The organism is Georgenia deserti (genome assembly GCF_042680605.1).
Classification (GTDB): domain Bacteria; phylum Actinomycetota; class Actinomycetes; order Actinomycetales; family Actinomycetaceae; genus Allobogoriella; species Allobogoriella deserti.
Map to the genome: position 1 here is coordinate 85100 of NZ_JBHUEE010000004.1, position 24927 is coordinate 110026.

General features: G+C 70.6%; 26 protein-coding genes, 1 pseudogene and 2 riboswitches. Of the genes and pseudogenes, 10 read left to right on the forward strand and 17 right to left on the reverse strand.

The genetic code is table 11. The features are described from left to right. The 8 genes and pseudogenes from tatA to ribD form a co-directional block, all read right to left on the reverse strand. Positions 1-333: a Sec-independent protein translocase subunit TatA gene (gene tatA, locus ACFSE6_RS08885; RefSeq protein WP_388005264.1), complete on the reverse strand. Its 333-nt coding sequence runs from the start codon at positions 331-333 to the stop codon at positions 1-3. Between the two features lie 111 nt (positions 334-444). Beyond that, positions 445-768 carry a hypothetical protein gene (locus tag ACFSE6_RS08890; protein ID WP_388005267.1) on the reverse strand — a complete coding sequence of 108 codons (324 nt, stop codon included), beginning with the start codon at positions 766-768 and terminating at the stop codon, positions 445-447. Continuing rightward, entirely contained in the window at positions 765-1739 is a 975-nt protein-coding gene (locus ACFSE6_RS08895) for a helix-turn-helix transcriptional regulator (RefSeq protein ID WP_388005270.1), read from the reverse strand. Before ACFSE6_RS08895 ends, ACFSE6_RS08890 begins: the two co-directional genes overlap by 4 nt. Continuing rightward, positions 1732-2742: a helix-turn-helix transcriptional regulator gene (locus ACFSE6_RS08900; RefSeq protein WP_388005273.1), complete on the reverse strand. Its 1011-nt coding sequence runs from the start codon at positions 2740-2742 to the stop codon at positions 1732-1734. Before ACFSE6_RS08900 ends, ACFSE6_RS08895 begins: the two co-directional genes overlap by 8 nt. 35 nt (positions 2743-2777) lie before the next feature. Beyond that, positions 2778-3257 carry a 6,7-dimethyl-8-ribityllumazine synthase gene (gene ribH / locus ACFSE6_RS08905; RefSeq protein ID WP_388005276.1) on the reverse strand — a complete coding sequence of 160 codons (480 nt, stop codon included), beginning with the start codon at positions 3255-3257 and terminating at the stop codon, positions 2778-2780. A 125-nt stretch (positions 3258-3382) separates the two neighbouring features. Then, positions 3383-4024, reverse strand: a pseudogene (gene ribB / locus ACFSE6_RS08910) (3,4-dihydroxy-2-butanone-4-phosphate synthase); the annotation flags it as partial. An 11-nt stretch (positions 4025-4035) separates the two neighbouring features. Next, entirely contained in the window at positions 4036-4623 is a 588-nt protein-coding gene (locus ACFSE6_RS08915; protein WP_388005282.1) for a riboflavin synthase, read from the reverse strand. Further along, positions 4623-5705, reverse strand: coding sequence for a bifunctional diaminohydroxyphosphoribosylaminopyrimidine deaminase/5-amino-6-(5-phosphoribosylamino)uracil reductase RibD (gene ribD / locus ACFSE6_RS08920; protein WP_388005285.1), 1083 nt, complete (start codon positions 5703-5705; stop codon positions 4623-4625). The genes ACFSE6_RS08915 and ribD overlap by 1 nt, the downstream gene beginning before the upstream one ends. Positions 5706-5822: 117 nt before the next feature. Next, a riboswitch (FMN riboswitch) is annotated at positions 5823-5956 on the reverse strand. An 87-nt stretch (positions 5957-6043) separates the two neighbouring features. Here ribD and ACFSE6_RS08925 point away from each other — a divergent pair. Together ACFSE6_RS08925 and ACFSE6_RS08930 are read left to right on the forward strand one after the other, a co-directional pair. Next, positions 6044-7189, forward strand: coding sequence for a DUF3866 family protein (locus ACFSE6_RS08925; protein ID WP_388005288.1), 1146 nt, complete (start codon positions 6044-6046; stop codon positions 7187-7189). A gap of 143 nt (positions 7190-7332) precedes the next feature. Continuing rightward, complete coding sequence (locus ACFSE6_RS08930) at positions 7333-8904, forward strand: HNH endonuclease signature motif containing protein (RefSeq protein ID WP_388005291.1); 1572 nt, start codon at positions 7333-7335, stop codon at positions 8902-8904. Between the two features lie 36 nt (positions 8905-8940). Here ACFSE6_RS08930 and ACFSE6_RS08935 read toward each other — a convergent pair whose 3' ends face one another. From ACFSE6_RS08935 to pcaH, 8 genes are all read right to left on the reverse strand, one after another. Continuing rightward, positions 8941-9456, reverse strand: coding sequence for a PH domain-containing protein (locus tag ACFSE6_RS08935; RefSeq protein ID WP_388005294.1), 516 nt, complete (start codon positions 9454-9456; stop codon positions 8941-8943). Further along, on the reverse strand, positions 9444-10286 hold the full coding sequence (gene hisG / locus ACFSE6_RS08940; RefSeq protein WP_388005297.1) for an ATP phosphoribosyltransferase: 843 nt from the start codon (positions 10284-10286) through the stop codon (positions 9444-9446). Before hisG ends, ACFSE6_RS08935 begins: the two co-directional genes overlap by 13 nt. A 77-nt stretch (positions 10287-10363) precedes the next feature. Next, positions 10364-10627, reverse strand: coding sequence for a phosphoribosyl-ATP diphosphatase (locus ACFSE6_RS08945; protein WP_388005300.1), 264 nt, complete (start codon positions 10625-10627; stop codon positions 10364-10366). Between the two features lie 9 nt (positions 10628-10636). After that, entirely contained in the window at positions 10637-11668 is a 1032-nt protein-coding gene (locus tag ACFSE6_RS08950) for an ABC transporter substrate-binding protein (protein ID WP_388005303.1), read from the reverse strand. An 11-nt stretch (positions 11669-11679) separates the two neighbouring features. Next, complete coding sequence (locus ACFSE6_RS08955; RefSeq protein ID WP_388005306.1) at positions 11680-12429, reverse strand: ABC transporter permease; 750 nt, start codon at positions 12427-12429, stop codon at positions 11680-11682. 75 nt (positions 12430-12504) lie between these two features. Next, a riboswitch (FMN riboswitch) is annotated at positions 12505-12632 on the reverse strand. A 116-nt stretch (positions 12633-12748) separates the two neighbouring features. Beyond that, positions 12749-14167: a lyase family protein gene (locus ACFSE6_RS08960; RefSeq protein WP_388005309.1), complete on the reverse strand. Its 1419-nt coding sequence runs from the start codon at positions 14165-14167 to the stop codon at positions 12749-12751. 19 nt (positions 14168-14186) lie between these two features. Next, a complete protein-coding gene (gene pcaG / locus ACFSE6_RS08965) occupies positions 14187-14786 on the reverse strand; it encodes a protocatechuate 3,4-dioxygenase subunit alpha (protein ID WP_388005312.1) in 600 nt (199 codons plus the stop codon). After that, positions 14779-15555, reverse strand: a complete 777-nt coding sequence (gene pcaH, locus ACFSE6_RS08970) for a protocatechuate 3,4-dioxygenase subunit beta (RefSeq protein ID WP_388005315.1) — start codon at positions 15553-15555, stop codon at positions 14779-14781. Before pcaH ends, pcaG begins: the two co-directional genes overlap by 8 nt. A 251-nt stretch (positions 15556-15806) precedes the next feature. On the opposite strand from pcaH, the gene ACFSE6_RS08975 reads away from it, so the two are divergent. From ACFSE6_RS08975 to ACFSE6_RS09005, 7 genes are all read left to right on the forward strand, one after another. Continuing rightward, positions 15807-16820 (forward strand): ABC transporter substrate-binding protein, encoded by a 1014-nt coding sequence (locus ACFSE6_RS08975; RefSeq protein WP_388005318.1) that lies wholly within the window; start codon positions 15807-15809, stop codon positions 16818-16820. 116 nt (positions 16821-16936) lie between these two features. After that, positions 16937-17656 carry an ABC transporter permease gene (locus ACFSE6_RS08980; protein WP_465254137.1) on the forward strand — a complete coding sequence of 240 codons (720 nt, stop codon included), beginning with the start codon at positions 16937-16939 and terminating at the stop codon, positions 17654-17656. After that, positions 17653-18480 carry an ABC transporter permease gene (locus tag ACFSE6_RS08985; RefSeq protein ID WP_388005324.1) on the forward strand — a complete coding sequence of 276 codons (828 nt, stop codon included), beginning with the start codon at positions 17653-17655 and terminating at the stop codon, positions 18478-18480. Before ACFSE6_RS08980 ends, ACFSE6_RS08985 begins: the two co-directional genes overlap by 4 nt. Beyond that, the gene (locus ACFSE6_RS08990; RefSeq protein ID WP_388005327.1) at positions 18480-19355 is read left to right on the forward strand and encodes an ABC transporter ATP-binding protein; all 876 of its coding nucleotides are present in this window, start codon (positions 18480-18482) and stop codon (positions 19353-19355) included. Before ACFSE6_RS08985 ends, ACFSE6_RS08990 begins: the two co-directional genes overlap by 1 nt. Beyond that, positions 19352-20521 carry a 4-hydroxybenzoate 3-monooxygenase gene (locus tag ACFSE6_RS08995; RefSeq protein ID WP_388005330.1) on the forward strand — a complete coding sequence of 390 codons (1170 nt, stop codon included), beginning with the start codon at positions 19352-19354 and terminating at the stop codon, positions 20519-20521. The genes ACFSE6_RS08990 and ACFSE6_RS08995 overlap by 4 nt, the downstream gene beginning before the upstream one ends. A gap of 14 nt (positions 20522-20535) precedes the next feature. Further along, positions 20536-21336: an IclR family transcriptional regulator domain-containing protein gene (locus tag ACFSE6_RS09000; protein ID WP_388005333.1), complete on the forward strand. Its 801-nt coding sequence runs from the start codon at positions 20536-20538 to the stop codon at positions 21334-21336. Continuing rightward, positions 21333-22514, forward strand: a complete 1182-nt coding sequence (locus ACFSE6_RS09005) for an MFS transporter (RefSeq protein WP_388005336.1) — start codon at positions 21333-21335, stop codon at positions 22512-22514. The genes ACFSE6_RS09000 and ACFSE6_RS09005 overlap by 4 nt, the downstream gene beginning before the upstream one ends. Here ACFSE6_RS09005 and ACFSE6_RS09010 read toward each other — a convergent pair. Further along, positions 22511-23407 (reverse strand): IclR family transcriptional regulator, encoded by an 897-nt coding sequence (locus tag ACFSE6_RS09010; RefSeq protein WP_388005339.1) that lies wholly within the window; start codon positions 23405-23407, stop codon positions 22511-22513. The two genes, ACFSE6_RS09005 and ACFSE6_RS09010, sit on opposite strands and share 4 nt — an antisense overlap. Positions 23408-23558: 151 nt before the next feature. Between ACFSE6_RS09010 and ACFSE6_RS09015 the strand changes: the two genes are divergently transcribed. Then, entirely contained in the window at positions 23559-24923 is a 1365-nt protein-coding gene (locus ACFSE6_RS09015; protein ID WP_388005342.1) for an aminomethyl transferase family protein, read from the forward strand. Positions 24924-24927: the final 4 nt, after the last annotated feature.

Consider the following 24927-nt stretch of genomic DNA (forward strand, 5'->3'; position numbering starts at 1 on the left):
TCAGGACTTCGGCGGCGTGCCGGCCGAGGGGTGCTCGGCGGACGTACCCGCCTGTGTTGCGCCCGGCGGGTCCTGCGGTGCCTGGTACGGAGGATTCTGCGGATACGCCTGCTGCTGCGGAGGCTGCCCGCCCGTGGCGGTGTAGGAGCTGGTGGCGCCGCCGGTGCTCTCGCCGTCGTCGTCGTCGCGCAGCTCCTTGACCTCCTTCTTGAAGACCTTGAGCGACTGGCCGACGTTCCGGGCGATGTCCGGGAGCTTCGTGGCGCCGAAAATGAGCACGATCACCACCACCAGGATGATGATGTGAGAGGGCTGTAGGCCGTTGCGGAGCATCGATCCACCTTCGGTCGGGACGGTCGTGATACGAGGATAACGCCCCGGGGCCGAAGTCTCCGACCGTTCACCGTGGCGACGGGCGCCCGTACGCCGATGGACAGGTGCCGGTCAGCGCACCAGGCGCGCACGGCGCCAGCGCGCGACGGCCCGGGCGAGTCGCGCGGCACGCGCGCCGTCACGCTGGGCGCGGATCCGCTCTCGTACCTCTCGGGCCTTCGCCACGACCTCCGGATCGCCCGTGGCGCCCGGCACGTGCCGTGGTGGACCCGTGGTGGCGCCGGCGCTCGCGAGCCGGTCCAGATGGGTGCCGGCCGCCTCGACCTCGCGGCCGAGGGCCTTGACGTCGCGCCACAGCCGGCGGGCGAGCAACGCCAGGACGGCAGCGGCCAGCGCCACCTCCGCCGGCCACACGAGCCACCAGATCCCGCTCACAGCTGCTCGTACTCCTGCAGGGCTCGCCGGGCACGCTGGGCGATCTCTCCGGCGAGCTCGGGCGGGGAGACGGCCAGGACGTCGTCACCGAGGGAAAGCAGGAGATTGGTGACCCACGCCTGGTCCCACACCCGCAGGACGACCCGGTGGTTGCCCTCGGGCAGGTCCTCGACCTCCTCGACCGGCACGTACTCACTCACCCACCGCGCCGTCGAGGACAGTTCCAGGGTGACCAGTCGGCCCTCTCGGCCGAATCCGGGATTGTCGAACTCGAGATCGGGGTGGTGACCGGCGGGGCTGTCCAGCTCGACGGCGTCGAGGACGCGATCGAGGCGGAAGGTGCGCGCGCCGTGGGCGCGATGGCACCACGCCCGCAACGACCACATGACGCCGTCGGAGTGGACCTCGACGGGATCGACGTCCCGCTCGGTGACGACGTCGGCCGCGGAGACGTAACGCAGGTGGACCCGGTGTCCGCGCGCGAGCGCGCCGCGCAACGTGTCGAGGTGCTCCGAGACGCGACCGGAGGTGTTCTCGGCCCGCACCCGGACCTGGACCGACGCGGCCTGCTCGGCGGCGTGCCCGGTGGCCTGTTCCAGCTTGCCGAGCGCCGAGGCGAGTGCCTCCGGCTCGAGTCCCGGTTGCTCGGCGAGCAACTCCCTCAGCGACCGCAGCGCCAGCAGCAGTGCCAGACCTTCCGAGCTCGACAGGCGCAGCGGTCTGTCCATGCCGCGCGCCTCGGTGAGGGTGAGGACGCCGCGGTCGAATGCGTCGACGGAGAAGTCGATGAGGTCGTCGTGCAGGTAGCCGGGCGTGCCGCTCACCCACAGCAGGTTCACGTCGGAGAGGACCTGAGCCTCGGTGGTCTCGAAATGCTCGGCGACCTGCCGCACGGGGACGTTGGGATGCTCGCCGAGATAAGCGACGAGGGCGAGCAAGCGGGTCAGTCGCTCGGAGAGAGGTTCAGGCACGGCCCGCCTCCCCGCCGTCGAGCAGAGCGATAGCACGCAGCCGCCGCAGTACGGATTCGCGTAGCTCCGGTGGGTCGAGTGCGAGCACCGAGGCGCCGTAGGCGGCGATCTCCTCGGCCAACAGTTCGACGTCGGTGTAGGCGACCTCGAGGACGTCGCGGTCGGCGAGCGGTCCCTCGCTGTCAGGGGTGGCGTCGGCTCCGGTCACGTCCTCGGCGCGGGCTCGCAGCGCCGCCGCACGTCCCGGGAGGACCGCGACCCGTGCCGTGCCGGGTCGGGGGCTGGCCACTTCCACGAGACCGGAGATGTCCACGTCCTCATCGGGGACGTCGAAGGCGTGGGTCGGTCCCGTGGCCCGGACCTGTCCGGCGATCCGGGAGAGCCGGAACGCTCGCGGCGCGTCGCGGTCCACGTCGTGCCCGACGAGGTACCAGCCGCGGCCGCTGCTGAGCAGTCGCCACGGTTGGACCGTGCGCCGGGTGACCTGACCGGTGCTTGCGGCCCGGTAGGTGAAGGTCACGACCCGGCGCCCGTTGACGGCGTCGAGGATCGGCGCGAAGGCGGGCTCGGGCCCCCGCACGCGCAGGGCGAGACCGAGCTGGGCCGCTGGATCGGGGGCGGGGCCGACGGCACGGAGCTTCGTCACCCCGCGACGGGCGGACGAGCGAAGGGTGGCGTCCTGCCAGACCTCGGCCGCCAGTGACAGGACGCCGACCTCGGCGGGTGTGAAGGCCACCGGTGGGAGAGTGTAACCGGAGGTGTCCACCCGATAGCCGACATCGTCCTCGTGCGCCGGGTCGTGCTCGACGATCAACGGGACGCCCATATCGCGGAGCAGGTCCTTGTCCCGCTCGAACATGCGCTCGAAGGCGGCATCACTGGCGGCGTCGGCGTATCCGTTGACGCGGGTGCGGATGTCCTGTTTGGTCATCCAGCGCCGGGTGTGCGTGAGCGCGATGACGAGGTCGAGCAGGCGTTCGGCTGCCTCCACACGCTGAGCCACTCCCCCACGCTAGCGGTCCGGACGGTGCGCCGTGGTCAGGCACGCAGGGTGCGCAGCGGGCGGAGGGCGAGCGTGGTGGCGACGGCCGCCTCGGCGGCCTCGGCGCCCTTGTCCTCGCGGGAGCCGGGCAGGCCGGCGCGCTCACGCGCCTGTTCCTCGGTATCGACGGTCAGGACGCCGAAGCCGACCGGGACGCCGGTCTCCACGCTCACCTGGGTCAGGCCGGTGGTCGCAGCCTGGCAGACGTAGTCGAAGTGGGGCGTCCCGCCGCGCACGACGACGCCGAGCGCGACCACGGCGTCCGCTCCGGCGTGTGCGGCGGCCCGTGCTGCGACCGGGAGCTCGAAGGATCCCGGCACACGGACGATCTCCGGCTGTGTCCCCGCCTCTTCCAGGGTGCGTTGTGCCCCGGCGAGGAGGCCGTCGGTCACGGCCGCGTGCCAGCGGGCTGCGACGATCGTGACGCGCAGGCCCGTGGCGTCGGCCTGGATCCGGGGTGCTCCGGTTCCGCTCATGTGGGGGCTCCTTACTCATGTGGGATTCGGTCGCCGGTGGCATCTGGTGGACAGGTCGGGGTGGCCCTGGGTGGACCGGGGGTGCCCGGTTCTCAGGATCCGGTCCGGCTGGCGGCAGCGGCTCGGGCCCTCGCGGCGACGAGGTCCGCCACGCTGAGGACCACGAGGCCGTGCGCCGCGGCGAGGCGACGCGCACCGGGAAGGCGGGTCATCGCGCCGTCGTCCTCGGTGAGCTCGGCGATGGCCGCGACGTCGCCGGCCCCTGCGAGGCGGCAGAGGTCGACGGCGGCCTCGGTGTGCCCGGGGCGCTCGCGGACGCCGCCGACCACGGCCCGCAGCGGGACGACGTGCCCGGGCCGCACGAGATCCGCCGGCGTGGCGGCCGGGTCGGCGAGGACGCGCAGGGTCCGAGCCCGGTCGGCGGCCGAGATGCCGGTCGTGACGCCGGAGGCGGCGTCGACGGTGACTGCATACGCGGTGTGATAGCTGTCCTGGTTCTGCGTCACCATGAGGGGCAGGTCGAGCGCGTCGGCACGAGCGGCCGGCATGGGCGCGCAGATGTATCCCGACGTGTGCCGGACAGTCCACGCCAGCCATTCCGTGCTGGCGGTTCGGGCCGGGAGGACCACGTCGACCTCGTTCTCGCGCTCGGCGCCGTCGGCGACCAGGACGGGCCTGCCGGCAGCCAGGTCGGCCAGCGCGTGGCGGAATGCGCCCTGCCGCCGGTCTGTGTCCGGGGTGGTGTCCCGCGTGGTCTTCCCGGTCATGTCCGGCGCGCTCATGATCCCACCAGCCGCTCGACATACTTCGCGAGCACGTCCACCTCGAGGTTGACCGGTGCACCGGGGTGGAGATCGCCGAGGGTCGTGGCGGCGAGCGTCGTGGGGACGAGCGAGACCCTGAAACGGTCCTGCCCCGTCGCCGCGACGGTCAGGGACACCCCCTCGACGGCGATCGAGCCTTTCACGACCACGTATCTCGACAGGTCCGCCGGGAGGTCGATCTCGACGTCGTCCCAGCGTGGACCGGGGCGACGGGCGCGCAGGCGGCCGACGCCGTCGACGTGCCCCTGGACAACATGGCCACCGAGTCGTCCGCCGACGGGGACGGCACGCTCGAGGTTGACGCGGGTCCCCACGCCGACCGAACCGAGAGTGCTGCGCCGGAGTGTCTCGGGGACGACGTCCGCGACGAAGCCGGCATCGTCGTGGTCGGTGACGGTCAGGCACACGCCCGCGACGGCGACGGACTCGCCACGTCCCAGCTCCGCGGCCACGCTCGGCGCGCCGATCCGTAGGCGGGTGGCGCCGTCGTCGTCCTCGCGGGCGAGGACGATACCGAGCTCCTCGACCAGTCCGGTGAACATCAGGACGCTCCCTCCGAGGTGGGGGTGGTGGGCCGCGCGATCACGAGAATGTCCTCGCCGAGCCGCGTGGTGGAGACGGTCCGGAACCGGGGCGCCTCGGCGAGTGTGGTCACGCCCAGATCGGTCACGGCACTGCGTCCGGCACCGATAAGCGCCGGGGCGAGGTACGTGTGGAGTTCGTCGACGAGGCCGGAGCGCAGCGCGGCGGCGATGAGGGTGGGGCCGCCGTCCAGGAGGACCCTGCGAGCGCCGTCGGCGTAGAGCACGTCCAGCGCGGCCGAGATGTCCCGGGTGCGCAGGTGGCGCCACGGGCCCGGCTGCCGGCGGAGCTGAGCACCGGGTGGGACGTCTCGCTCACCGATGACCACACGGAGCGGCTGGGACGGTCGCGGGCCCTGACCCGTACGGGCGGTCAGCGCCGGATCGTCAGCCAGCACCGTGCCGGTCCCGACGACGACGGCGTCGACGCCAGCCCGGACGGTGTGGGCGTGTGCGCGGGCCTCCGGCCCGGTGATCCACCGCGAGGTGCCGTCCGGGGCGGCAACGCGCCCATCGAGGCTGCTGGCGGTCTTGGCCGCCAGCCAGGGGCGGGCACGGCGAACGGCGGTGCGCCAGGCGTGGGTGAGCTCCTCGGCACGGGCGCGCGCGGCTGGTGAGACACCGGCCTGGTCGGCGGTGAGCACCTCGACTCCAGCGCTGCGGAGCGCGTCCGCTCCCCCGGCTGCAGCCTCGTTCGGGTCGGCCACGGCGTAGACCACCCGTGCGATGCCCGCGGCGCGGATCGCCTCAGTGCAGGGCGGTGTGCGTCCGTGGTGACGGCACGGCTCGAGGGTGACGACCATCGTGGTCTCGGCGAGCTCGGCCGGTGAGAGACGGGGCAACGACCGGAGTGCCGCGATCTCCGCGTGCGGGCTGCCCGCGCCGCGATGGAAGCCGGTCGCGCGCGCGGAACCTGCCGCGTCGACGATGACGCAGCCCACGCGCGGGTTGCCGCCGGCGGATCCGCCGCGTTCGGCAAGCGTGACGGCGTGGTCCATCGCCGCGGTCAGGGCGTCCGCCCGGGTGGTGACGGTGGTCGTCACATCGGTCCTCCTGCCTCTCGGCACGAGCGGCCGGGAGGGAGGATGCGACGACGCCAAGTTGCGCCTGCGGACGCCGGTCGGCGCCCACCGGCGCCGGACGGCAGGCTGCCGCCGGCGCCACGTGCTTCCTCCCATCCGGACTTTCACCGTCGGTCCTGGAGTTCCACCAGGTCCACCGTTCACCCTCGCGGGTGTCCGGGTCGCGGACTGTCACCGCCGGTTCGGACTTTCACCGACCCCGGAGCACGTGCTTGCTCGACGCCGATGATGCCATACCGCCGCGGGCTCAGGGACGCTCCCGGCGGGATGTGGACGCGGGCGCCGGTAGCGTGTCGGTCGTGATCATCTGGCGAGACGGTCTGGTGCAGGAGCGGGTGTCCGGCTGGAACGGAGCGGTCGTGGTCCGGGCGGAGATCACCGGACCGCTCGACGACGGCGCGGATGTCCTGCCCGTCGGGACCGAGGTACGCGCGCTGTGCTATCCGGACCTGGTCGGCGAGCCCCGGGCCGGCGACCGGGTGCTCCTGTCGGTGGCGACCCTGGCTCGGGGTCTGGGCACCGGTGGTTACGCCATGGTGGTGGCCGTGCCGGACCGCATGCCTCACGATGCGGCGGGCGGGCCCGGGCATCTTGTCAAGGCCCGGTACACGCCGCTGCAGACGATGGTCCTCGGGGCCGACGAGCAGGAGTCGGAGCATCACAACGTCTTGCGCGAGGCCGATGACCTGGACGGTATGCCGGTCGTCGTCGCGGACCTCCACTCGGCGCTGGCGCCGGTGCTGGCAGGGATACGGGCCGAGGAGCCCACGCTCCGGTGCGCGTACGTGATGACGGACGGCGGGGCGCTGCCGGCGTGGTTCTCACGCGCTCTCAGCGGCCTGCGCGAGGCGGGCTGGCTGGCCGGATCGGTCACGGTGGGACAGGCGTTCGGTGGTGATCTCGAGGCGGTCAACGTGCATACCGGGCTGTTGGCGTCCCGGCTCGTGCTGGGGGCCGACGTCGCCGTCGTGGCGCAGGGCCCGGGGAACCTGGGTACCGGGACGCGGTGGGGCTTTTCCGGGACGAGCAGCGGTGAGGCGATCAACGCCGCGGCCACCTTGTCCGGCCGCCCGGTCGCCTCACTCCGGGTCTCAGCCGTCGATCCACGTGAGCGTCATCGCGGGGTCTCCCACCACTCCCTGACGGCGTACGGGCGTGTGGCGCTGGCACCGGCGGACGTCGTGGTACCGCGGTTCGACGGCGGTTCGGACATCGAGGAGGCAATGCCGCCGGGATTCGGGGCTCAGGTGCACGATCAGGCCGAGGCGTTGGGGGCGCCGATGGGGCGGCACCGCCTCGTGTCGATGTCGACGTCGGGACTCGTACCGGCGTTGCGACAGTCACCAGTGCGCCTGTCGACCATGGGGCGCACGCTCGAGGATGACCCGGCGGCATTCCTCGCCGCGGCGGTGGCCGGCCGCCACGCGGCCCGTCTCGCGGGTTGAGCCGGACGCGTAGCGCCCACCGAGCCGCACGGCGGACCGGGTGAGATGTCTACCCGTCCCCAGCAGGCACGCCACCGGAGACGGTATCCACAGTCCGAAGCTGGCCGGTGCTTGGCGACGGGCGAGCACTCTAGCCTGCACGCATGTTCGAGTCCGAGGAGCCGAGCGAGCAGCCGGGGACGCCACGACCGGCCACGTCCGAGACCGCCGGCTCCGACGCGTCTCCCCGTCAGCCGGACGTCGACGCCGAGCAGCTGGCCACGCTCAACGCACGGGCCTCGGTCGAAGACTGCCGGCGCTTTCTCGTCGAGATCGCGACGCTCCTGGCGCGACTCGATGCGGCAGAGATGAGCGACGCCGCACTGGTCGAGGCCGTCGCAGCGAGCGAGCGCTTGGCGGCAGGTGCGCAGGCAGGCCAAGCACGTTTCGTGGGTGAGCTCCTACGCCGGCGCGGCTCGTCCGGCCCCGGTTTCGACGAGGTGGTCGACGAGGTCCGTGCCCGACTGGCCACCACTGGGCATGCAGCCCACACCAAGGTAGCGCTCGCGGCGGCTTTGGACACCTACCCCGAGGTTGCCGACGCCCTCGCCATAGGATCCATCGATCCGCGCAAGGCCGCTGTCCTAACCGACCGGCAACCCGGAGTCAGCGAACGTGACCATCGCGACCTCACCCGTGAACTCGTGACCGAAGCCGCCGGGTCCACGGCGCCACAACTGCAGGCCAGGGTGCGGCAGCATGCGTTGGAACACGACCCAGATGCTGCACAGCGCCGTCACGAGGCCGAGTACACGGCGCGCCACGTGCGCATCGAACCGTTGGCGGACGCGATGGCGAGAGTGACGGCGTATGTGCGGGCCGACGATGCCCAGCGGGTGCGTGCGTGCCTCGACGTCCTCGCGGACGACACTCGCGGTGGACGGGCGGGGCGACGGGCGGACCCACGGACCATCGACCAGCGACGCGCCGACGTGTTCGTCAATGTCTTCACCCATGCCCGGGAGTTGGTCGAGCTGTCCGCGGAACGGGGCGAGCCCCGCGCTTCCGGTGCCGATACGGACGGCCCACCCACGGACGCCGCGCCGGCCGACCCCGCCGGCGAGAACGGTTCGGGCCGGACCTCGCAGGGTACGTCCCGTCGGCGACCACGTGCCGAGGTCCAGGTGACGATCGGCGCGGGCACGCTGCTCGGCATGGACGACGAGCCCGGTGAACTGGCGGGTCACGGGCCCATCCCCGCCGACGTGACCCGTCGTATCGCGGCCGACGCCACCTGGCGCGCCCTGATCGTCGACGCCAACGGCGAGTTCGCTGCCCTCGGGACGAAGGCGTACCGCCCCGGCGTCATCCTCGATCGCACGGTGCGCGCACGGCACATGCGCTGTTCGTTCCCCGGCTGCGGGCAACCCGCGGTCTACTGCGACCTCGACCACATCATCGAATACGACCCGGCCCTGGCCGATCGGCTCGTACAGACCACGGAGCTCAATCTCCATCCGCTCTGCCGCCGCCACCACAACCTCAAGACGTCGAAGCGGTGGAAAGTTGTCCGAGAGCCGGACGGGACACTCGTCTGGATTACGCCCACCGGACACCGATACCGGTCCAGACCTGACCCGCCCCCCGGCTCGTCCGGAGCGTGGCGACAACGTACCGGTCCCGGACGACGAGCCCGTGCCTCCTCGGAAGGGGAGTCGGAGGGGCCAGCCGCGTAGGTGCCGGCAATACCGGGCGGTCCGCCCGGGCCAGACTCAGTCGTCGGCGTGCGGCTCGTGCAACGCCACAAGGGTCGCCAAGCGCCGGGCCTCGGCCTGCCCACGGTCGCCGTCGGCTCGCTGGATCGCCATGACGGCCAGTGTGTCGCCGTCGTCGAGGTCGAGCCTGACCCACGGATCCCCCGAGCCGAAGGCGACCCGGACGATCTGCGACCACTCGACGTCGCGGGTGTGGATGAGGTTACGCACGCGCAGGCCACTCGTGTCGGGGCGAGCCCGCACGCTCCCCTGCCGGTAGATGAACCAACAGACCCCCGTTGCCAGGAGCGCGGTACCGACCTGGTCCCCTGCACCGAACCGACTCCCTGGCAGTTGCGGCATCGCGACGATGATCGTCACGGCACCCGCGAACGTCAGGAGCGCCAGCACCGTCGCCACCAGCCGGGCGGCACGCGGACGGAACGGGGCGTAGAGCTGCTCCTCTCCCCCGCTCTGCGGGCGCGCCCGATCGGTGTGCGGCACGTCGGACCCCGTTCCCCTCAGATTCGGCATGCGAGCAGCGAGGTCACGAGGATCGCGCGGGCACCGACGTCGTAGAGCTCGTCCATGACCCTGTTGGTCGCGTCGCGCCGCACCAGAGAACGCACGGCGAACGACTCGCCGTTGTGCAACGGCGAGACGGTCGGTGACTCGAAGCCGGGAGTGATGGCCACGGCGGCCTCGAGCTTGTCCGCCGGGACGTCGTAGTCGACGAGGACGTAGTCCCTGGCCACGAGCACACCTTGGAGGCGACGGTCCAGGACCGAGACGCCGTTGGTGGCCTCTGCTGTCGTGGAGCGGATCAGGACGGCTTCCGACTCGAGGATGGGCTCGCCGAATGTCTCCAGCCCGGCCGCGCGCAGGGTCGATCCGGTCTCCACCACGTCCGCGACGACGTCGGCGACACCGAGGCGTACCGAGGATTCCACGGCCCCGTCGAGGTGGACCACGGTCGCCTCGATCCCGCGTTCGCGCAGGTAGGTACCCACAAGGACGTCGTAACTGGTCGCCACTCGCTTCCCGGCGATGTCGGCGACTTCGCGCATCTGGCCGGACGGCGCCGCGAACCGGAAGGTCGAGCGGGCGAAGCCCAGCGCCCGGTGCTCCACGGCCTCCACGTCCGAGTCGAGCAGAAGATCGCGCCCAGTGATCCCGACGTCGACCGTGCCCGACCCGACATACACCGCGATGTCGCGCGGCCGGAGGAAGAAGAACTCCACGTCGTTGTCCGGGTCGGCAAGAACGAGCTCTCGTCCCCGGCGACGACGGTAGCCCGCCTCGGCGAGCATGTCTGATGCGGGATCCGCGAGAGATCCCTTGTTGGGCACAGCGATACGCAGCACGGTCGACTCCTGCTCGAACTGGGTTGAGGATCTGGTCCGGATCCTTCGCGGGTCGGTCAGCTCATCTGGTCGGCGCGTCAGAGATGTCGGTAGACGTCCTCGAGCGTCAGCCCTCGCGCGACCATCATCACCTGGAGGTGGTAGACGAGCTGCGAGATCTCCTCCGCGGCGGCGTCGTCGGACTCGTACTCAGCCGCCATCCACACCTCGGCGGCCTCCTCGACGACCTTCTTTCCGATCGCGTGAATACCCGCATCGAGCTCCGCGACCGTTCCGGACCCCTCGGGCCGGGCGGCCGCCTTGTGCTGGAGCTCAGTGAACAGGTCCTCGAACGACTTCACGCCGTCAGCCTAGTTGGTGCGGGACGGCAGGAACTCGTCCGTCCACGCCTCGCCACCCGGGACGGGGCCGGCCAGCAGCCCATGAGCGTCCATGAGCTCGGCCATGGCTCGCCAGGTCCGCGGATCCTGCGCACCGACCTCCTCTTGCCGGCCGTAGAGCGGCACCGTCGCGTCCAGGGTCGCCCGGGCGGCGGCGCGCTGTTCCTCGGTTGCGAGGTCAGGGACGTGTGCGGACGACGCCTCGATCGCCGCTTCGGGATCCTCGATCACGTCCCGGACACCCCGCAGTGTCGCCTCCACCAAGGCGGCGACGGCCTCCGGCTCACGCTCGGCCGTCTCGTCGAGAACGCCGAGACCGATGCCGACCAAGGGTGCGTCGCCTTCCGCGATCGGGATCGTGCGTACCGACTCGCCGGCGGCCTCGAACTGCACGGCGTCGTTGTTCACGAACCCCATCACGGCGTCGACATGACCCGCGGTCAGGGCAGCCTGCTGGGTGTAGCCGATGTGCTCGACACGCACGTCATCTTCCGCGAGCCCGGCCTCGTCGAGCAGAGCCAGGAGGCCGAAATAGGTCTCGCCGAACGGCCCGGGGACACCGACGGTACGGCCCGCTAGGTCGCCGGCCGATCGGATGTCACTCTCGTCGGGAACGATCGCCGTGACCGGATACTCCTGGTACAGCGTCGCCACGTCGAGCAACGGCGTCCCTTGACTGCGCGCCTGGAGCATCTCGTCACCACCGGCAACGACGACGTCCTCCCGCCCGGACTCGATAGCACCGAACAGCCCCTCGCTGGCGCCGTGGTGACGCAGCGTGACGTCGAGGCCGGCGTCGTCGTAGTAGCCCTGCTCGGCGGCCACATAGAACGGGGCGAACTGGATGTCCGGCGTGTAGGTCAGCCCGACCGTGAACGTGGTGGGCGTGCCCGCGCCCGGCGAGGGATTGTCGACTGATCCCCCGGGTGTGGCACAGGCGCTCAGGGCGAGCACACCGGCCCCGGTGAGCGCGCCGACGCGGGCGAAGGACGGACGGTTCATGACAGGTTCCTTCAGTTCTCGCTGCGGCGCTGCAGGGTGCCGAGCAGGCCGTAGACGGACATGGCCAGGGCGACCAGCAGGGCGAGCGCGACGAACAGGCCCGCGGTGTCGGTGCTGTCCGCGCGGCTGGCCACGAGCATGCCGAGACCCCGCCCGCCCATGACGAACTCTCCGACGACGGCGCCCGTCACCGACAGGGTGAAGCCGTTGCGCAGTCCGGTCAGCAGGGCGGGCAAGGCCAGCGGGGCTTCGATGTGCCGCAACATCTCCCAGTGGTCGGCGCCGTCCAGCAGGGCGGCTTCCCGGACGTCCGGGTCGAGGCCGCGCAGACCCAGCACCGTGGTGAGCACGATCGGGAAGAAGACGAGCAGAGCGCACAGGATCACGATCGGGATCAGGCCGTAGCCGACCCACAACATGAGCAGCGGTGCTACGGCTACGGCCGGGAGTGCCTGTGAGGCGGCGAGGAACGGATCGAGCGCCGCGGCGGCGTGCCGACTGCGAAAGACGAGGTAGCCGAGTGGGAGAGCGACGGCGGCACCGAGCAGGCAACCGAGCACGGCCTCGACGAGCGTCGGTACCACGTAACCGAGCAGACCGGATCCGAGGTCGGCGACGAGACGCGTCGCGACAGCGGAAGGTGGTGGGAGGAAGAACTCCGGCACCAGGCCCACGCGGGAGATGGCCTCCCACCCGACGAGAACAGCAGCACCGAGCAGCAGCGGCGGTGCGACGGGCTGCCGCGTCGCTGTCGTCGCCATGTCCTGTCCCTCCGGTTCACCGTGAACCGGGGACAGGCGGCGGAGTTCCGCAGCCGGCAAGGCACGCGTGCGTGCCCCGTGCTACCTCCCATCCGGACTTTCACCGTCGGTCCTGGAGTTCCACCAGGTCAACCCTCGCCCGAAGGCTCAGGCTCGCGGACTGTCACCGCCGGTTCGGACTTACACCGACCCCGGAGCACGTTGCTTGCTTACCGGGCGATGGTATCGCGTCGGTGCGGTGCCACGGCGGACGCTGTGCGCGAGGTCTCAGCTCCTCATGGTCATGACCGAATGGTCGCCCAACCGTCCTCCCCGGGACTCACAACGCGACGTCGGGGCGCGTGACATCCTGCAGGGCCGAGTCGACGAGCGCGCTGCAGGCTTCCAGCGACGACTCCGGATCGAGGGCTCGCCGCAACTCGGCGCGGTCGACGCCACGGGACACGTCGCTGCGCGCCCCGGCCTCGACGACGGCGTCGACGACCGCTTCGTCGACGGCCTGTGCAGCGCCGGCCGGTGCGGCGAGGTTGGCGGGCGTTGCCGACCGTTCGCGTGCTGCCACGCCTTCGCGCGCCACCGCCATCGCGTCCGCCACCACACGCTGCGCTTCGGCTCGCCCCACGGCCGACTTGAGCACCGTGGTGAGCTGCTCCGCCATGACCGCCGGACGTGCGTGGTCGAGATTCTCGTTCATCCGTTCGGTTTCGACCTGCAGCCCGGCCAGCACGTCGCCGATCCTGGTTGCCGCGCCGCCGGCCAGCGAGAGCAGATCGAACAGCGGTTGCCACTCGGCGTGCCAGCCCCCGGTGGCGCGCTGGTTCTCCTGCAGGGAGGCGGAGTAGATCGTGCTCAGCAGGCCGGGAGCGCGCATCGCCGCGCCACGGACGAGGACCGAGGTCACCGGGTTGCGTTTGTGCGGCATGGCCGAGGAACCGCCGTGGTCAGCTCCGCCGCCCTCGGCGACCTCCGCCACGTCCGAGGCCGAGAGCACCACGACGTCCGTCGCGACCTTGCCCGCGGCCGCCACGACACCTGCAGTGGCGGCAGCCAGGCTCCGCACCCGGGTGCGGTCCGTGTGCCAGGGCGCCGCCGGAACGGCGAGGCCGAGCTCCTCCGCTAGGTGCTCCACCACTGTTCGTCCCGCCGCACCGTAGACGCCGAGTGTGCCGCCTGCGCCGGCCAGTTGCACCGCAAGATCTGCACGCACCCGCAACAAGTCGCGGCGCGCGGCATCGAGCCCGACCGCCCAACCGGCCGCCACGACACCGAAGGTCGTGGGCACCGCGTGCTGGCCGAGAGTCCGGGCGATCTGTCGGGTGGAGCGGTGCCGATCGGCGAGCACGGCCGCGGCGTCACGCGCGGCACCGAGCGCGCTGACGACGACGTCGATCACGCGCGCGGACCGCAGCATCACGGCGGTGTCCCACACGTCCTGGCTGGTGGCACCGTGGTGCAGCCAGGGCCTCACGTCCTCCGGCGCCACCGACAGCATGGCCTTGACGAGTGGTACGACAGGGTTGCCGCCGCCTGTCGACGCCGCAGCGAGCGCATCGGGATCGAATCGGTGCTCCGCGAATGCGGCGTCGGCACGGTCTGCCACACCGTGCGGGATGATCCCGCGACGCTCGAGGGCACGCAGAAGCGCGATCTCGGTCTCGACCATCGAGGCGACCAGGCCATCGTCCTCGAGCAACTCGTCGACCGCAGGGTCCCCGAACAGTGCGCCCAGCAACGTCATGGACGTGACTCTGCCACGGCTACACCTCGAAGAAGACGGTCTCCCCCGCCCCCTGCAGCTTGATGTCGAACCGGTAGCCGTCGCCGTCCGGTCGGGCGAGCAACGTCTCGCGTCGCTCGGCGGGTACGGAGGCCAGCACGGGGTCGGTCGCGTTGAGCGGCTCGTCCGGGAAGTAGATCCGCGTGACGACGCGGTTGAGCATGCCGCGCGCGAGCACAGTGACGTCGATGTGCGGCGCCTCGACCGGGCTGTCCGGATCGTCGAGATCGCCGGCCGGTAGGGGTCCCGGTCTGACGGTGTGGACCGCATAGGTCGTCGTCTCGTTCCACGTCGTCGAACGCGCGAAACCGGTGAACCCGGGGAGCGAGCTGGGCACCGCACCGCGTGGGTCGTCGGGGTGGTCGAAGCGACCGTCGGGGTCCGCCTGCCAGATCTCCACCAGTGCGTCCGGCATCGGCTCGCCGTCACCGTCGAGCACCTGACCGACGATCCAGAACGCCTGCGGGGTGCCGTTGGGCACAGCGAACCGCCCCTCCTCTCCCCAGTCCAGGCCGATCTTGAGGAACGGGCCCACGGTCTGCGACGGCGTCAGGCCCAGACGGGTCCCCTGTTCACTCATCGTCCTCGTCCTCCTCGTCCTCGAAGACGCTGGCCTCGGGTCCGCGGAGGACGATGTCGAACTCGAAGGCGAGCGCCCAGTGATCCTGGGTCTGGTCGTAGTCGAACCGGGAGATCATCCGCTGCCGCGCCTTCTCGTCCCGGACGGAGTTGTAGATCGGGTCCTGGAAGAACAGCGGATCGCCAGGGAAGTACATCTGCGTGACGAGCCGCTGGGTAAACGCCCGCCCGAACAGCGAGAAGTGGATGTGCGCCGGCCGCCACGCGTTCGGGTGGTTCCGCCACGGGTAGGCGCCGGGCTTGATCGTGGTGAAGCGGTAGCGGCCCTCGACGTCGGTCATCATCCGGCCGACGCCGGTGAAGTTCGGGTCGAGCGGCGCCGGCCAGGTGTCCCACTGATGGGCGTACCTGCCGGCCGCATTCGCCTGCCAGACTTCCACCAAGGTGTGCGGCACGGGCCGCCCGTCCTCCTCCAGCACCCGGCCGTGCACGATGATCCGCTGTCCCTGGGGCTCCGCGTCGCCGCCGTGGTTGGTGGTGAGGTCGTTGTCGCCCTCGCGCACGATGTCCTCGCCCAGGGCCGGACCGGTGAGCTCGTTGAGCCGCTGGGGCAGAGGAACGAGCGGCTCCTTGGGGTGACGCAGGACCGTGGACTTGTAACCCGGGCTGTCGAGCGGCGGGTGGACCCCGTCCGGCACGGGGTAGTGCGGCAGCGCCACGCCGCCGCGGGTGATGGCACCGGGCACGAAGAGGTCGTCCAGTCCAGTCATGGTTCCTCCGTCACATCTTCGTGAGCAGGCCCGGTTCGCAAGGGGCACACTCGTTCTCGACAGAGAATGGTCGCCCGGCCCGCGTTGGTCAAGCGGTGGCGCACGCGGCCGGCGAGCCGCGCAAGCGCACCACAGGCGTCCCGGCCGCCATAGTCCGGCGGTTCTTGACGCAACTGCCCACGCCTCCTAAGTTCTCTATGCGCACGAGCGTTCATCGCCGTGCCGCAATGCGAAGAACAAGGGAGTTCACGATGCGACGACGGCACGGGCGTCGGCGGTATGCGCGTCGATCCACCAGCGCGGCTGTACTGACCTCGCTCGCGCTGCTCGCCGCCTGCGCCGGGGGCGAGGGGACGGGCGGCACGGACGGCTCACCGGGTGGCCAGGACCGCGGGGACGGAGAGCTCACGCCCGTCACGGTGGGCTCGCTCCCCATCGTCGACACCGCCGCCATTCACCTCGGCGTCGAACAGGGCATCTTCGCCGAGCACGGACTCGACGTCGACCTGCAGATCGCTCAGGGTGGCGCCGCCGTGGTCCCCGCGGTGGTCAGCGGTGAGTACCAGTTCGGCTTCTCGAATGTCGTCTCACTGCTCGTCGCCTCCAGCCAGGGGCTCGACCTCCAGATCGTCGCATCCGGCAACTCGACCAGCGGTGACCCCGCAGCCGACATCGGCGGGGTCCTCACGACCCCCGACTCCGGGATCAGCGATCCCGCGGACCTCGAGGGTGCCACGGTCGCCGTCAACACCCTGAACAACATCGGGGACGTCACGATCAGTGAAGTCGTCGCCCAGGACGGTGGCGACCCGGCATCGGTCGAATTCGTCGAGATGGGCTTCCCCGACATGCCGGCCGCACTCTCCGGTGAGCAGGTCGACGCCATCTGGGTGCTCGAACCGTTCTTCTCGATCGCCAAGGGTGATGGCGCACAGGTGGTAGCGCACAACTTCGCCGAGGTCGATCCGGACATGATGGTCGCGGCCTACTTCACCTCCGGCCAGTACGCCGAACAGAACGCCGACGTCACCGAGTCGTTCACCGCCGCGATGGAGGAGTCGCTCGCGTACGCCGAGGACCACCCCGACGACACTCGCGCTGTGCTCTCCACTTACACGGAGATCGACCCGGCGATCACCGAGACCATGACGATGCCGAGCTACCCACCGCAGATCAACGCGGACTCCCTGCAGATGCTCGCCGATCTGTCTTTGGAGTACGGCGTACTCGAGCAGGAGGTCGACGCCCAGGAGTTGCTGCCGTGAGCCCGGCGTCGGTCGCGATCGCCGGACCCCAGGCGGCGCGAGCACGCCCACGCCGCCGCAACGGCGCCAGCGAACGCCTGTGGCTCGGTCTCGCCGGAGTCCTGGCGCTGATACTCATGCTGGAGCTGCTGCCGCGGACCGGGGTGGTCGACCCGCGCTTCCTCCCCCCGTTCTCCGAAGTCTTCGCGGCGTTGGTCGACCGCCTGGCTACCGGCGATTTCTGGAGCGCACTCGGCAGCACTCTGACCACGTGGGCGATCGGCCTGGCCGCCGCCATGGTCTCCGGGATCGTCGTCGGCATCGTCGTCGGCACCGTACCGGCGCTCCGCGAGGCGACCGCCTCGACCATCGAATTCCTCCGCCCGATCCCGTCGGTCGCCCTGATCCCCCTCGCCGTGCTGCTGTACGGCACCGGCCGCGAGGCCACCCTGCTGCTGGTCGTGTACGCCTCGTTCTGGCAGGTGCTGGTCCAGGTGCTGTACGGCGTCCAGGACGTCGACCCGGTGGCCCGGGACACGGCACGTTCGTATCGGTTCTCGGTGTGGACCCAGGCACGCACCGTCATCTGGCCCACCGCGCTCCCCTACGTCGTGACCGGCTTCCGGCTGGCGGCGACGGTCGCACTGATCCTCACCGTCACCGGCGAGTTGATCATCGGCACCCCCGGGGTCGGGCAGTTGATCCAGGTGGCTCAGTCCTCGGGCGCCGTCGCCTCGATGTACGCGCTCGTGTTCGTCACCGGCCTTCTCGGGGTGATCGTCAACCTGGCGACCCGGGCGCTGGAGCGGCGGATCCTGCGATGGCACCCGTCCGTGCGACGGGAGGCCACCTCATGACGTCCACATCGGCGACCTCTGTCGGGACGGTGCGCCGCCCGCGCCGCGGCTCGCTGCTGCGGCGAGTCGTGATGATCCTGGGACTGCCCGTGGTGCTGGTGACAATCTGGTGGTTCGCCTCGGCGGACTCCCAGTCGTTCTTCGCCCCGCCCCTACGGACCATCGTCGAGGCCTTCCCTGCGACCTGGTTCGAGGGCAGGCTGACCTCGGACGTGCTGCCCTCGGTGCTCAGGTTGCTCGCGGGGTACGTCTCCGCTCTTGTCGTCGGGATCGCCCTCGGTGTGGCGATCGGACTCTCGCCACGCCTGCGCGCCGTCTGCGAACCACCGCTGGAGTTCTTCCGCGCGATCCCCCCACCGGTGATGATCCCGATCCTGATGCTGTTCCTAGGGATCGGGACGTCCATGAAGGTCGTCGTGATCGCGACGGGTTGCCTATGGCCCATTCTCCTCAACACCATCGAAGGGGTCCGCGGCCTCGACGAGATCCTGCGCGACACCTCGGCGATCTACCGGTTGCGTCGCCGCACGGTGCTGCGCAGCCTCGTCCTACGCGGGGCCTCGCCCCAGATCGTCACCGGCGCCCGCCAGGCGCTCTCGGTGGGAATCATCCTCATGGTGATCTCGGAGATGTTCGCCGCGAACAACGGCCTGGGCTTCACCATCGTCCAGTTCCAGCGGTCCTTCGCCCTGCCGCAGATGTGGACCGGCATCGTCCTGCTCGGCGTCGTCGGCGTCGTACTGTCCGTCGTCTTCCGCGCCGTCGAACGGCCCGTGCTGGCCTGGTACCACGGCCTGCGCCAGTCCCAACGAGGAGGCACCTGATGACCACCGGCACCGCGCCCGTCGATCCGGCCGGACGGCCCGCCCCCGGCGCACAGATGCTCCAGGTCGCTGGCCTGAACAAGACGTACCGATCCGCCCAGGGTGAGACCGAGGCGATCCGAGACCTCACCTTCGACGTCCGTGCCGGCGAGATGGTCTGCGTGGTCGGTCCGTCCGGCGCCGGCAAGACGACGCTTCTGCGCTGCCTGTCCGGCCTGCTCCCACCGACGGCGGGCACCGTGACACTCGAGGGCGACCGGGTGACGGGCCCCCCGAAGGGCATGGCCATGGTCTTCCAGGAGTACGCGCGCTCGCTCTTTCCCTGGATGACGGTGGCACAGAACGTCGAGCTCCCGCTCAAGGAGAAGGGCGTGCCGAAGGCCGAGCGCCGGTCCAAGGTGCGTACCGCCATCGAGGCGGTCGGGCTCGGTGATGTCCCCGATTCGTACCCGTGGCAGCTCTCCGGCGGCATGCAGCAACGGGTGGCCATCGCCCGCGCCGTCGCTTATGAGCCGCACATCCTGCTCATGGACGAACCGTTCGCCGCCGTCGACGCCCAGACACGCGCCGACCTCGAGGACCTCGTCCGCCACCTGTGGAAGCGTCTCGGACTGACCCTGGCATTCGTCACGCATGACATCGACGAGGCCGTCTATCTGGGGCAGCGGGTCCTGGTCCTGTCCGCGCGGCCGACAGTAATCCTGGAGGACGTCACCATCGACCTCCCCGCCGAGCGCGACCAGCTCACCACCCGCTCCGACAGCACCTTCGCCGCGCACCGCGCCCACATCTACGACCTCGTCCAGCAGGCCAAACGCGGATACCGGCCGGAGGACCGGGTCGGCGATGTCGACCACGGGAAGGCACGGCCATGAGCGAGGTCGTCGCCGAACGGACGCAGGTCGCCATTCTCGGTGCCGGGCCGGCAGGCCTGCTGCTGTCCCACCTGCTGCACCAGGAGGGCATCGACTCTGTCGTCGTCGAGGCCCGGGACCAGGAGTACGTCCAGGCCCGCGTCCGAGCCGGTGTGGTCGAGCACGGCGCGGCGGACATCCTGCGCGACGCCGGCGTCGGTGAGGGCCTGGACCGGGACGGGATACCGCACGAAGGTATCGAGCTCCGGTTCGACGGCGAGAGTCATCGGATCCCGATGTCGGATCTGACCGGCCGGCACATCACCGTCTACGGTCAACAGAAGGTGGTTCGCGACCTGACCGAGCGGCGGCTGGCCGACGGCGGGAAGATCCGCTTCGCGTGCGGACCGGCACAGATTCACGACGTCGACGGCGACGAGCCATCGGTCACCTACACCGTGGACGGACGCCGGCACCGGATCGTCGCCGACTTCGTCGCCGGGTGCGACGGCGCCCACGGCTCCGGTCGGACGGCGCTGGGCGCGACGCCGGTCGAGAAGGTCTACCCCTTCGCCTGGCTCGGGATCCTGGCCCGGGCGGCACCGCGGATCGAAGAACTCGTCTACGCGAATCATGAGCGCGGCTTCGCGTTGTACTCCATGAGATCCGCCGAGGTGTCCCGGCTCTACCTGCAGGTGCCCGCCTCGGACCGACTCGAGGACTGGCCGGACGAGCGGATCTGGTCCGAGCTCGCGGTCCGCTTCTCCCTCGGTGGTGAGCCGTGGGAACCGACCCGCGGTGAGATCTTCGAGCGTTCGATCGCACCGCTGCACAGCTACGTCGGCGAGCCCCTGCAACGCGGCCGGCTTTTCCTGGCCGGTGATGCCGCGCATATCGTTCCGCCGACCGGCGCCAAGGGCATGAACCTGGCGATTCGTGACGTCTCGATCCTCGCCCCGGCGCTGGCGGCGCAACTGCGCCACGGGTACGAACACGACCTGCGCAGCTACTCCGCGCGGACGCTGGATCACGTCTGGCGGGTGGAGTACTTCTCGTGGTGGATGACGACGATGCTCCATCGCTTCGGCGAAGATGCGTTCAATCGGCGGGTCCAGATAGCGCAGTTGCGCAGCGTCGTCGGATCTCGGGCACACTCGACGGCGCTGGCTGAGGCGTACGTCGGATGAGAGATGGGACAGGAATGACCGAGGTGAGCAGCGTGGACGCCGGTGAGACACCCGCGGGCAGATCGGCGGGCTACGTGCAGTCGCTCGACCGTGGCCTGGCGGTGATCCGTGCGTTCGACGCCGAGCATCCGCGTCTGACGTTGAGCGACGTCGCCCGGCGCACCGGGTTGACGCGTGCGGCAGCTCGCCGGTTCCTGCACACCCTCGTCGACATCGGGTACGTCGACGCCGACGGACGACTGTTCACCCTTCGCCCGCGCGTCCTCGAGCTCGGCTACGCCTACCTCTCGGCGCTGGGACTGCCCGAGATCGCGCGGCCGCATCTGGAGCGGCTTGCGGCCGTCCTCGGAGAGTCGTCGTCGGTCTCGGTGCTCGACGGCACGGACATCACCTACGTCGCCAGGGTTGCCGCGCGGCGGATCATGAGCGTCGATCTCGGGGTCGGGACACGACTGCCTGCCTACGCCACGTCGATGGGGCGAGTGCTGCTGGCGGGTCTGCCCACCGACGAGCTGGACGACCATCTCGGCCACCTCGTCCCGCTGACGAGGTACACCATCACCGAACGTACCCAGCTGCTCGCCGAGCTCGATCGCGTGCGCGAACAGGGCTGGTCCATCGTGGATGAGGAACTCGAGGAGGGACTGCGATCGATGGCCGCCCCGGTCCATGACCGCAACGGGGACGTGGTGGCTGCGGTGAACGTTTCGACGGCGGCCCGCCGCGGCTCGGTGACGACCATGGTCGATGAGATCCTCCCCCATCTGCATGCGGCCGCCCGGGCCATCAGCGACGATCTGGCTGCCAGCCGGTGAGGCGTGCGACGGGCCTCGGCGCACTGCTCGTCGCCGTCGTCCTGGTCGGGCTGAGTCTGCGCGGGCCGGTCGTGGCCATCGCGCCGCTCATCCCGGCGCTGTCGACCGACCTCGACCTGCCTTCCTGGGCTGCCGGGTTACTCACCTCTCTGCCGCTGCTGTGCTTCGCCGTCGTCTCACCACTTGTGGCCGTGCTCGCCAGGCGCCTGGGAGTCGACGGTGCCCTGTTCGTCGGTCTGGTGCTCCTCGCGTTTGCGGCGGCGCTGCGCCCCTGGGCGGGAGCCGGGCTCTTGCTTCTCGGCACCGCACTCGTGGGCGTGGGGATCACGGTGGGCAACGTCGTCGTCCCGGTTATCGTCCGGCGTGATGCCGGTCGCCGCGCGCCCATGGTCATGGCCGTCTCCACGAGTGCGTACGGAGTCGGGCAAGGCATCGCGTCGGCCTCGGTGGTACCGCTGGCGTCCGAGATCGGCTGGCGGGGGGCGGCGACCACCCTCGCCGTCCCCGTCGTCCTCGCGGTCGGAGCCTGGCTCCTGCGCATGCGAGCGAAACAGGGGGACGCGCTCGTCGTGCCCGCCGGGGCGCCACGCGGTGGCGTCTCGCGGGAGGGTGACGCGTGGTGGCTCGCCGGATTCTTCGGGATGCAGGCGATGCTCTTCTACAGCGCGAGCACCTGGCTGCCGAGCCAGCTCGCCGAGGATGCGGGCCTGAGTGAGACGACGGCGGGAACCGCCCTGTCCGTCTTCCACCTCGTCGGCATCCTCGGGACCCTCGCGGTCCCGGCGTGCATGCGCCTGCTCGCCGGGGGCCGCGGGGCCGGCATCACCTTCGGGAGCCTGTGGTGCGTCTTCTTCGCCGGACTGGCGCTCGCTCCCGCGCTCTGGCCGCTGTGGGTCATCCTCGGCGGATTCACTCAGGGCGCCGGGATCGGCCTGGGGTTGACGCTTATCGCGATCCGCCCCGTCGACCCGGACTACGGACGCGACCTCTCCGCGATGGTGCAGTCGGCCGGCTACGCGGTCGCCGCGGCCGGGCCGGTGCTCCTCGGTGCGGTGCACGAGGCGACCGGCAGTTGGGCCGCCGTCTCGTGGCTGTGCGTGGGGGCGGGGGCGCTCATGGTGGTGGCCGCCCCGCGGGCAGGCGCCGACCGAGCGATCGGCGCGCCGGCACGGAGCTAGCGCTCACCTGCACCGGCACCGTCCGCAACCTCGGGGGCGGCCGACAGGGCGTGCTGCAAATAGACCATGGACGGCTGCGAGGAGTTGACCATGCGCCGGTAGCGGCCGCCGGGCAGGGCGCGCGGGTGACCGGGCGGGAGGTAGCTGCGGCGGAGCGACTCGGCGATCGCGGCCGCGGTGTGCTTCAGACGCCGGACGTGGTCCTCGACGGGGGCGTCGTCGTTCGGAACGACCAGGCTGACCGCTCCGACGACCGCGTCCTCTGCTCCGCGCACCGCCACGGCGATGCCTCGAGAGCCCGGGTAGATGTAGCCGTCGGCAACGGCGAACCCGTGCCGCCGGGTTCGCTCCAGAACGGTTCGCAGCTTCGTCTCGTCCCGGATACTCGTCTCGGTCAGCGGGTGCAGTCCGCGCCGTAGAACACCGGCCAGCACGTCCTCGCCGGCCTCGGCCAGCAGCACCAGTCCGCTCGAGGAATGCTGCAGCTCGATACGGCCGCCGACGATGGTCGCGTTGACCACGGCGTCGCGCGCCGAGAGTCGTTCGAGTACGAGCACGTCGAGGCCACTGCGAACGGTGAGTTGCACGTGTTGGCGTACCTGGGCGTGCAGGGCCTGCAGGTGCGGCAATGCGATCTCGCGGAGTCCGAGCGCGCCGGGCGTGCGCGTCCCCAATTCCCAGAGCCGGTTCCCCAGCCGGTAGCTGCGGTCGGCCATCCGTTCGAGCAGGTCGTGCGCCGTCAGCTCACCGACGATGCCGTGTGCCGAGGAGAGCGGCAGCCCGGTGCGACGTGCGAGCTCGGTCAGGCTCAGGTACGGGTTCTCGACCGTGAACGCGTCGAGTACCGCCATCGCCCGGGTGAGGGCGGACAGTCCGGCGGAGGAACGCGCCATCACACCTCCTTGTGACCTCGAACGGACGCCGGTGAACCCGCGCGCGACATCAGCCTGCCCAGCTTCGCATGAAGCGAAGCGCCGCAAGGTCCACCGGTCGCCGGCACCTAATCTGCCGGGAGCAGACGGCACCACGACAAGGAGGTCGATCATGTCTAGGGAGTCTCTCCAGCAGGCCATCAACCGCGCGGGCAACCCGGTCGAACTGCTGCGCAATCTCGACTACCCGGCGTTCACGTTCCCGATCCGGCCGGAGTTCACGAATTGGCGCAGCGAGCAGCGCGCCTGGCGCGAGACCGTGGCGCTGCTCGATCAGTCGCATCACATGACGGACTTCTTCATGGCGCCGGACGACCGGTTGATCGCACTGCTCAGCCGGATCGGTGTCAACACGTTCCGCAACTTCCGGCCCGGCCGGGCCAAGCAGCTCGTCGCGGTCAACCACGACGGCTACGTCATCGGGGACGGCATCCTCTTCCACCTCGGCGACCGGCTCGACCTGGTCGGCCATCACATCCTCTCCGACTGGGTCCGCTACACCATCGAACGCGAAGGGCTGGACGTCTGGACCCACCTCGACCCGAACTCCGCGGTCCGTGAGAACGGCGACCCCGTGCTGTACCGGTACGAGTTGCAAGGCCCACGCGCCAACCACGTCGTCGAGAAGCTCACCGGCGAGCCCGTGCCGGCGGTGAAGTTCTTCCACATCCACGACTTCTCCTTCGCGGGAACGACCGTCCGCGGCCTCCGTCACGGGATGGCGGGCGAGCCGGGCTTCGAGTTCCTCGGCCCGTACGAGGAGGGCGAGCAGGTCCGCGCCGCGATACTCGAGGCCGGGGCAGAGTTCGGCATCGAGCCGGTCGGTGCCAAGGGATACTCGAGCACACCGCTGGAGTCAGGCTGGGTCCCCACCCCGTTCCCGGCCATCTTCGGCGACGACTTCCGCGAGTACCGGGACTGGCTCCCCCTCGAGCGCGTCGGCAACCTCGCCGGCTCGCTGTACTCGAACGATGTCGAGGACTACTACCTCACGCCGTACGACCTCGGCCTGGGGAGGAACGTGAACTTCGACCACGATTTCATCGGAAAGGAGGCCCTGCAGCGCATCGTCGGAGGGCCGACCAAGCAGAAAGTGACGCTCATCTGGAATGCCGACGACGTCGCCGACGCGGTCCGGTCACAGCTGACGCCGGGCACCCCGGCCAAGTTCATCGACTTCCCGAAGTCGCGCTACGGCTTCTACCAGTTCGACGCCGTCCTGCTCGGCGACCGGCGCGTCGGCGTCTCGACCGATCCGGGGTACGTCACCTACGAGCAGCTCTACATGTCGTTGGCCTCGGTCGACGCCGACGTCGCCGCCGAGGGCACCCAGGTCGAGGTGCTCTGGGGCGAGGATCCGATCTCTGCCAAGGGAGTCGTCGAGCCGCACCGTCAGATCCGGCTTCGGGCCACGGTCGCGCCCGCGCCGTACCACGAGTTCGCACGCACGGCTTACCGGGCCGACCCGCAGGACTGAGCCC

Excerpts from the sequence above, each read along its gene's own strand:
- ACFSE6_RS09000 (WP_388005333.1), top strand. The coding sequence starts at position 20,536 with ATGACCGAGGTGAGCAGCGTGGACGCCGGTGAGACACCCGCGGGCAGA.
- pcaH (WP_388005315.1), bottom strand. The coding sequence starts at position 15,555 with ATGACTGGACTGGACGACCTCTTCGTGCCCGGTGCCATCACCCGCGGC.
- tatA (WP_388005264.1), bottom strand. The coding sequence starts at position 333 with ATGCTCCGCAACGGCCTACAGCCCTCTCACATCATCATCCTGGTGGTG.
- pcaG (WP_388005312.1), bottom strand. The coding sequence starts at position 14,786 with ATGAGTGAACAGGGGACCCGTCTGGGCCTGACGCCGTCGCAGACCGTG.
- ACFSE6_RS08930 (WP_388005291.1), top strand. The coding sequence starts at position 7,333 with ATGTTCGAGTCCGAGGAGCCGAGCGAGCAGCCGGGGACGCCACGACCG.
- ACFSE6_RS08985 (WP_388005324.1), top strand. The coding sequence starts at position 17,653 with ATGACGTCCACATCGGCGACCTCTGTCGGGACGGTGCGCCGCCCGCGC.
- ACFSE6_RS08955 (WP_388005306.1), bottom strand. The coding sequence starts at position 12,429 with ATGGCGACGACAGCGACGCGGCAGCCCGTCGCACCGCCGCTGCTGCTC.
- ribH (WP_388005276.1), bottom strand. The coding sequence starts at position 3,257 with ATGAGCGGAACCGGAGCACCCCGGATCCAGGCCGACGCCACGGGCCTG.
- ACFSE6_RS08950 (WP_388005303.1), bottom strand. The coding sequence starts at position 11,668 with ATGAACCGTCCGTCCTTCGCCCGCGTCGGCGCGCTCACCGGGGCCGGT.
- ACFSE6_RS09015 (WP_388005342.1), top strand. The coding sequence starts at position 23,559 with ATGTCTAGGGAGTCTCTCCAGCAGGCCATCAACCGCGCGGGCAACCCG.
- ACFSE6_RS08960 (WP_388005309.1), bottom strand. The coding sequence starts at position 14,167 with ATGACGTTGCTGGGCGCACTGTTCGGGGACCCTGCGGTCGACGAGTTG.
- ACFSE6_RS08915 (WP_388005282.1), bottom strand. The coding sequence starts at position 4,623 with ATGTTCACCGGACTGGTCGAGGAGCTCGGTATCGTCCTCGCCCGCGAG.
- ACFSE6_RS09010 (WP_388005339.1), bottom strand. The coding sequence starts at position 23,407 with ATGGCGCGTTCCTCCGCCGGACTGTCCGCCCTCACCCGGGCGATGGCG.
- ACFSE6_RS08990 (WP_388005327.1), top strand. The coding sequence starts at position 18,480 with ATGACCACCGGCACCGCGCCCGTCGATCCGGCCGGACGGCCCGCCCCC.
- ACFSE6_RS08975 (WP_388005318.1), top strand. The coding sequence starts at position 15,807 with ATGCGACGACGGCACGGGCGTCGGCGGTATGCGCGTCGATCCACCAGC.
- ACFSE6_RS08980 (WP_465254137.1), top strand. The coding sequence starts at position 16,937 with ATGCTGGAGCTGCTGCCGCGGACCGGGGTGGTCGACCCGCGCTTCCTC.
- ACFSE6_RS08935 (WP_388005294.1), bottom strand. The coding sequence starts at position 9,456 with ATGCCGAATCTGAGGGGAACGGGGTCCGACGTGCCGCACACCGATCGG.
- ACFSE6_RS08995 (WP_388005330.1), top strand. The coding sequence starts at position 19,352 with ATGAGCGAGGTCGTCGCCGAACGGACGCAGGTCGCCATTCTCGGTGCC.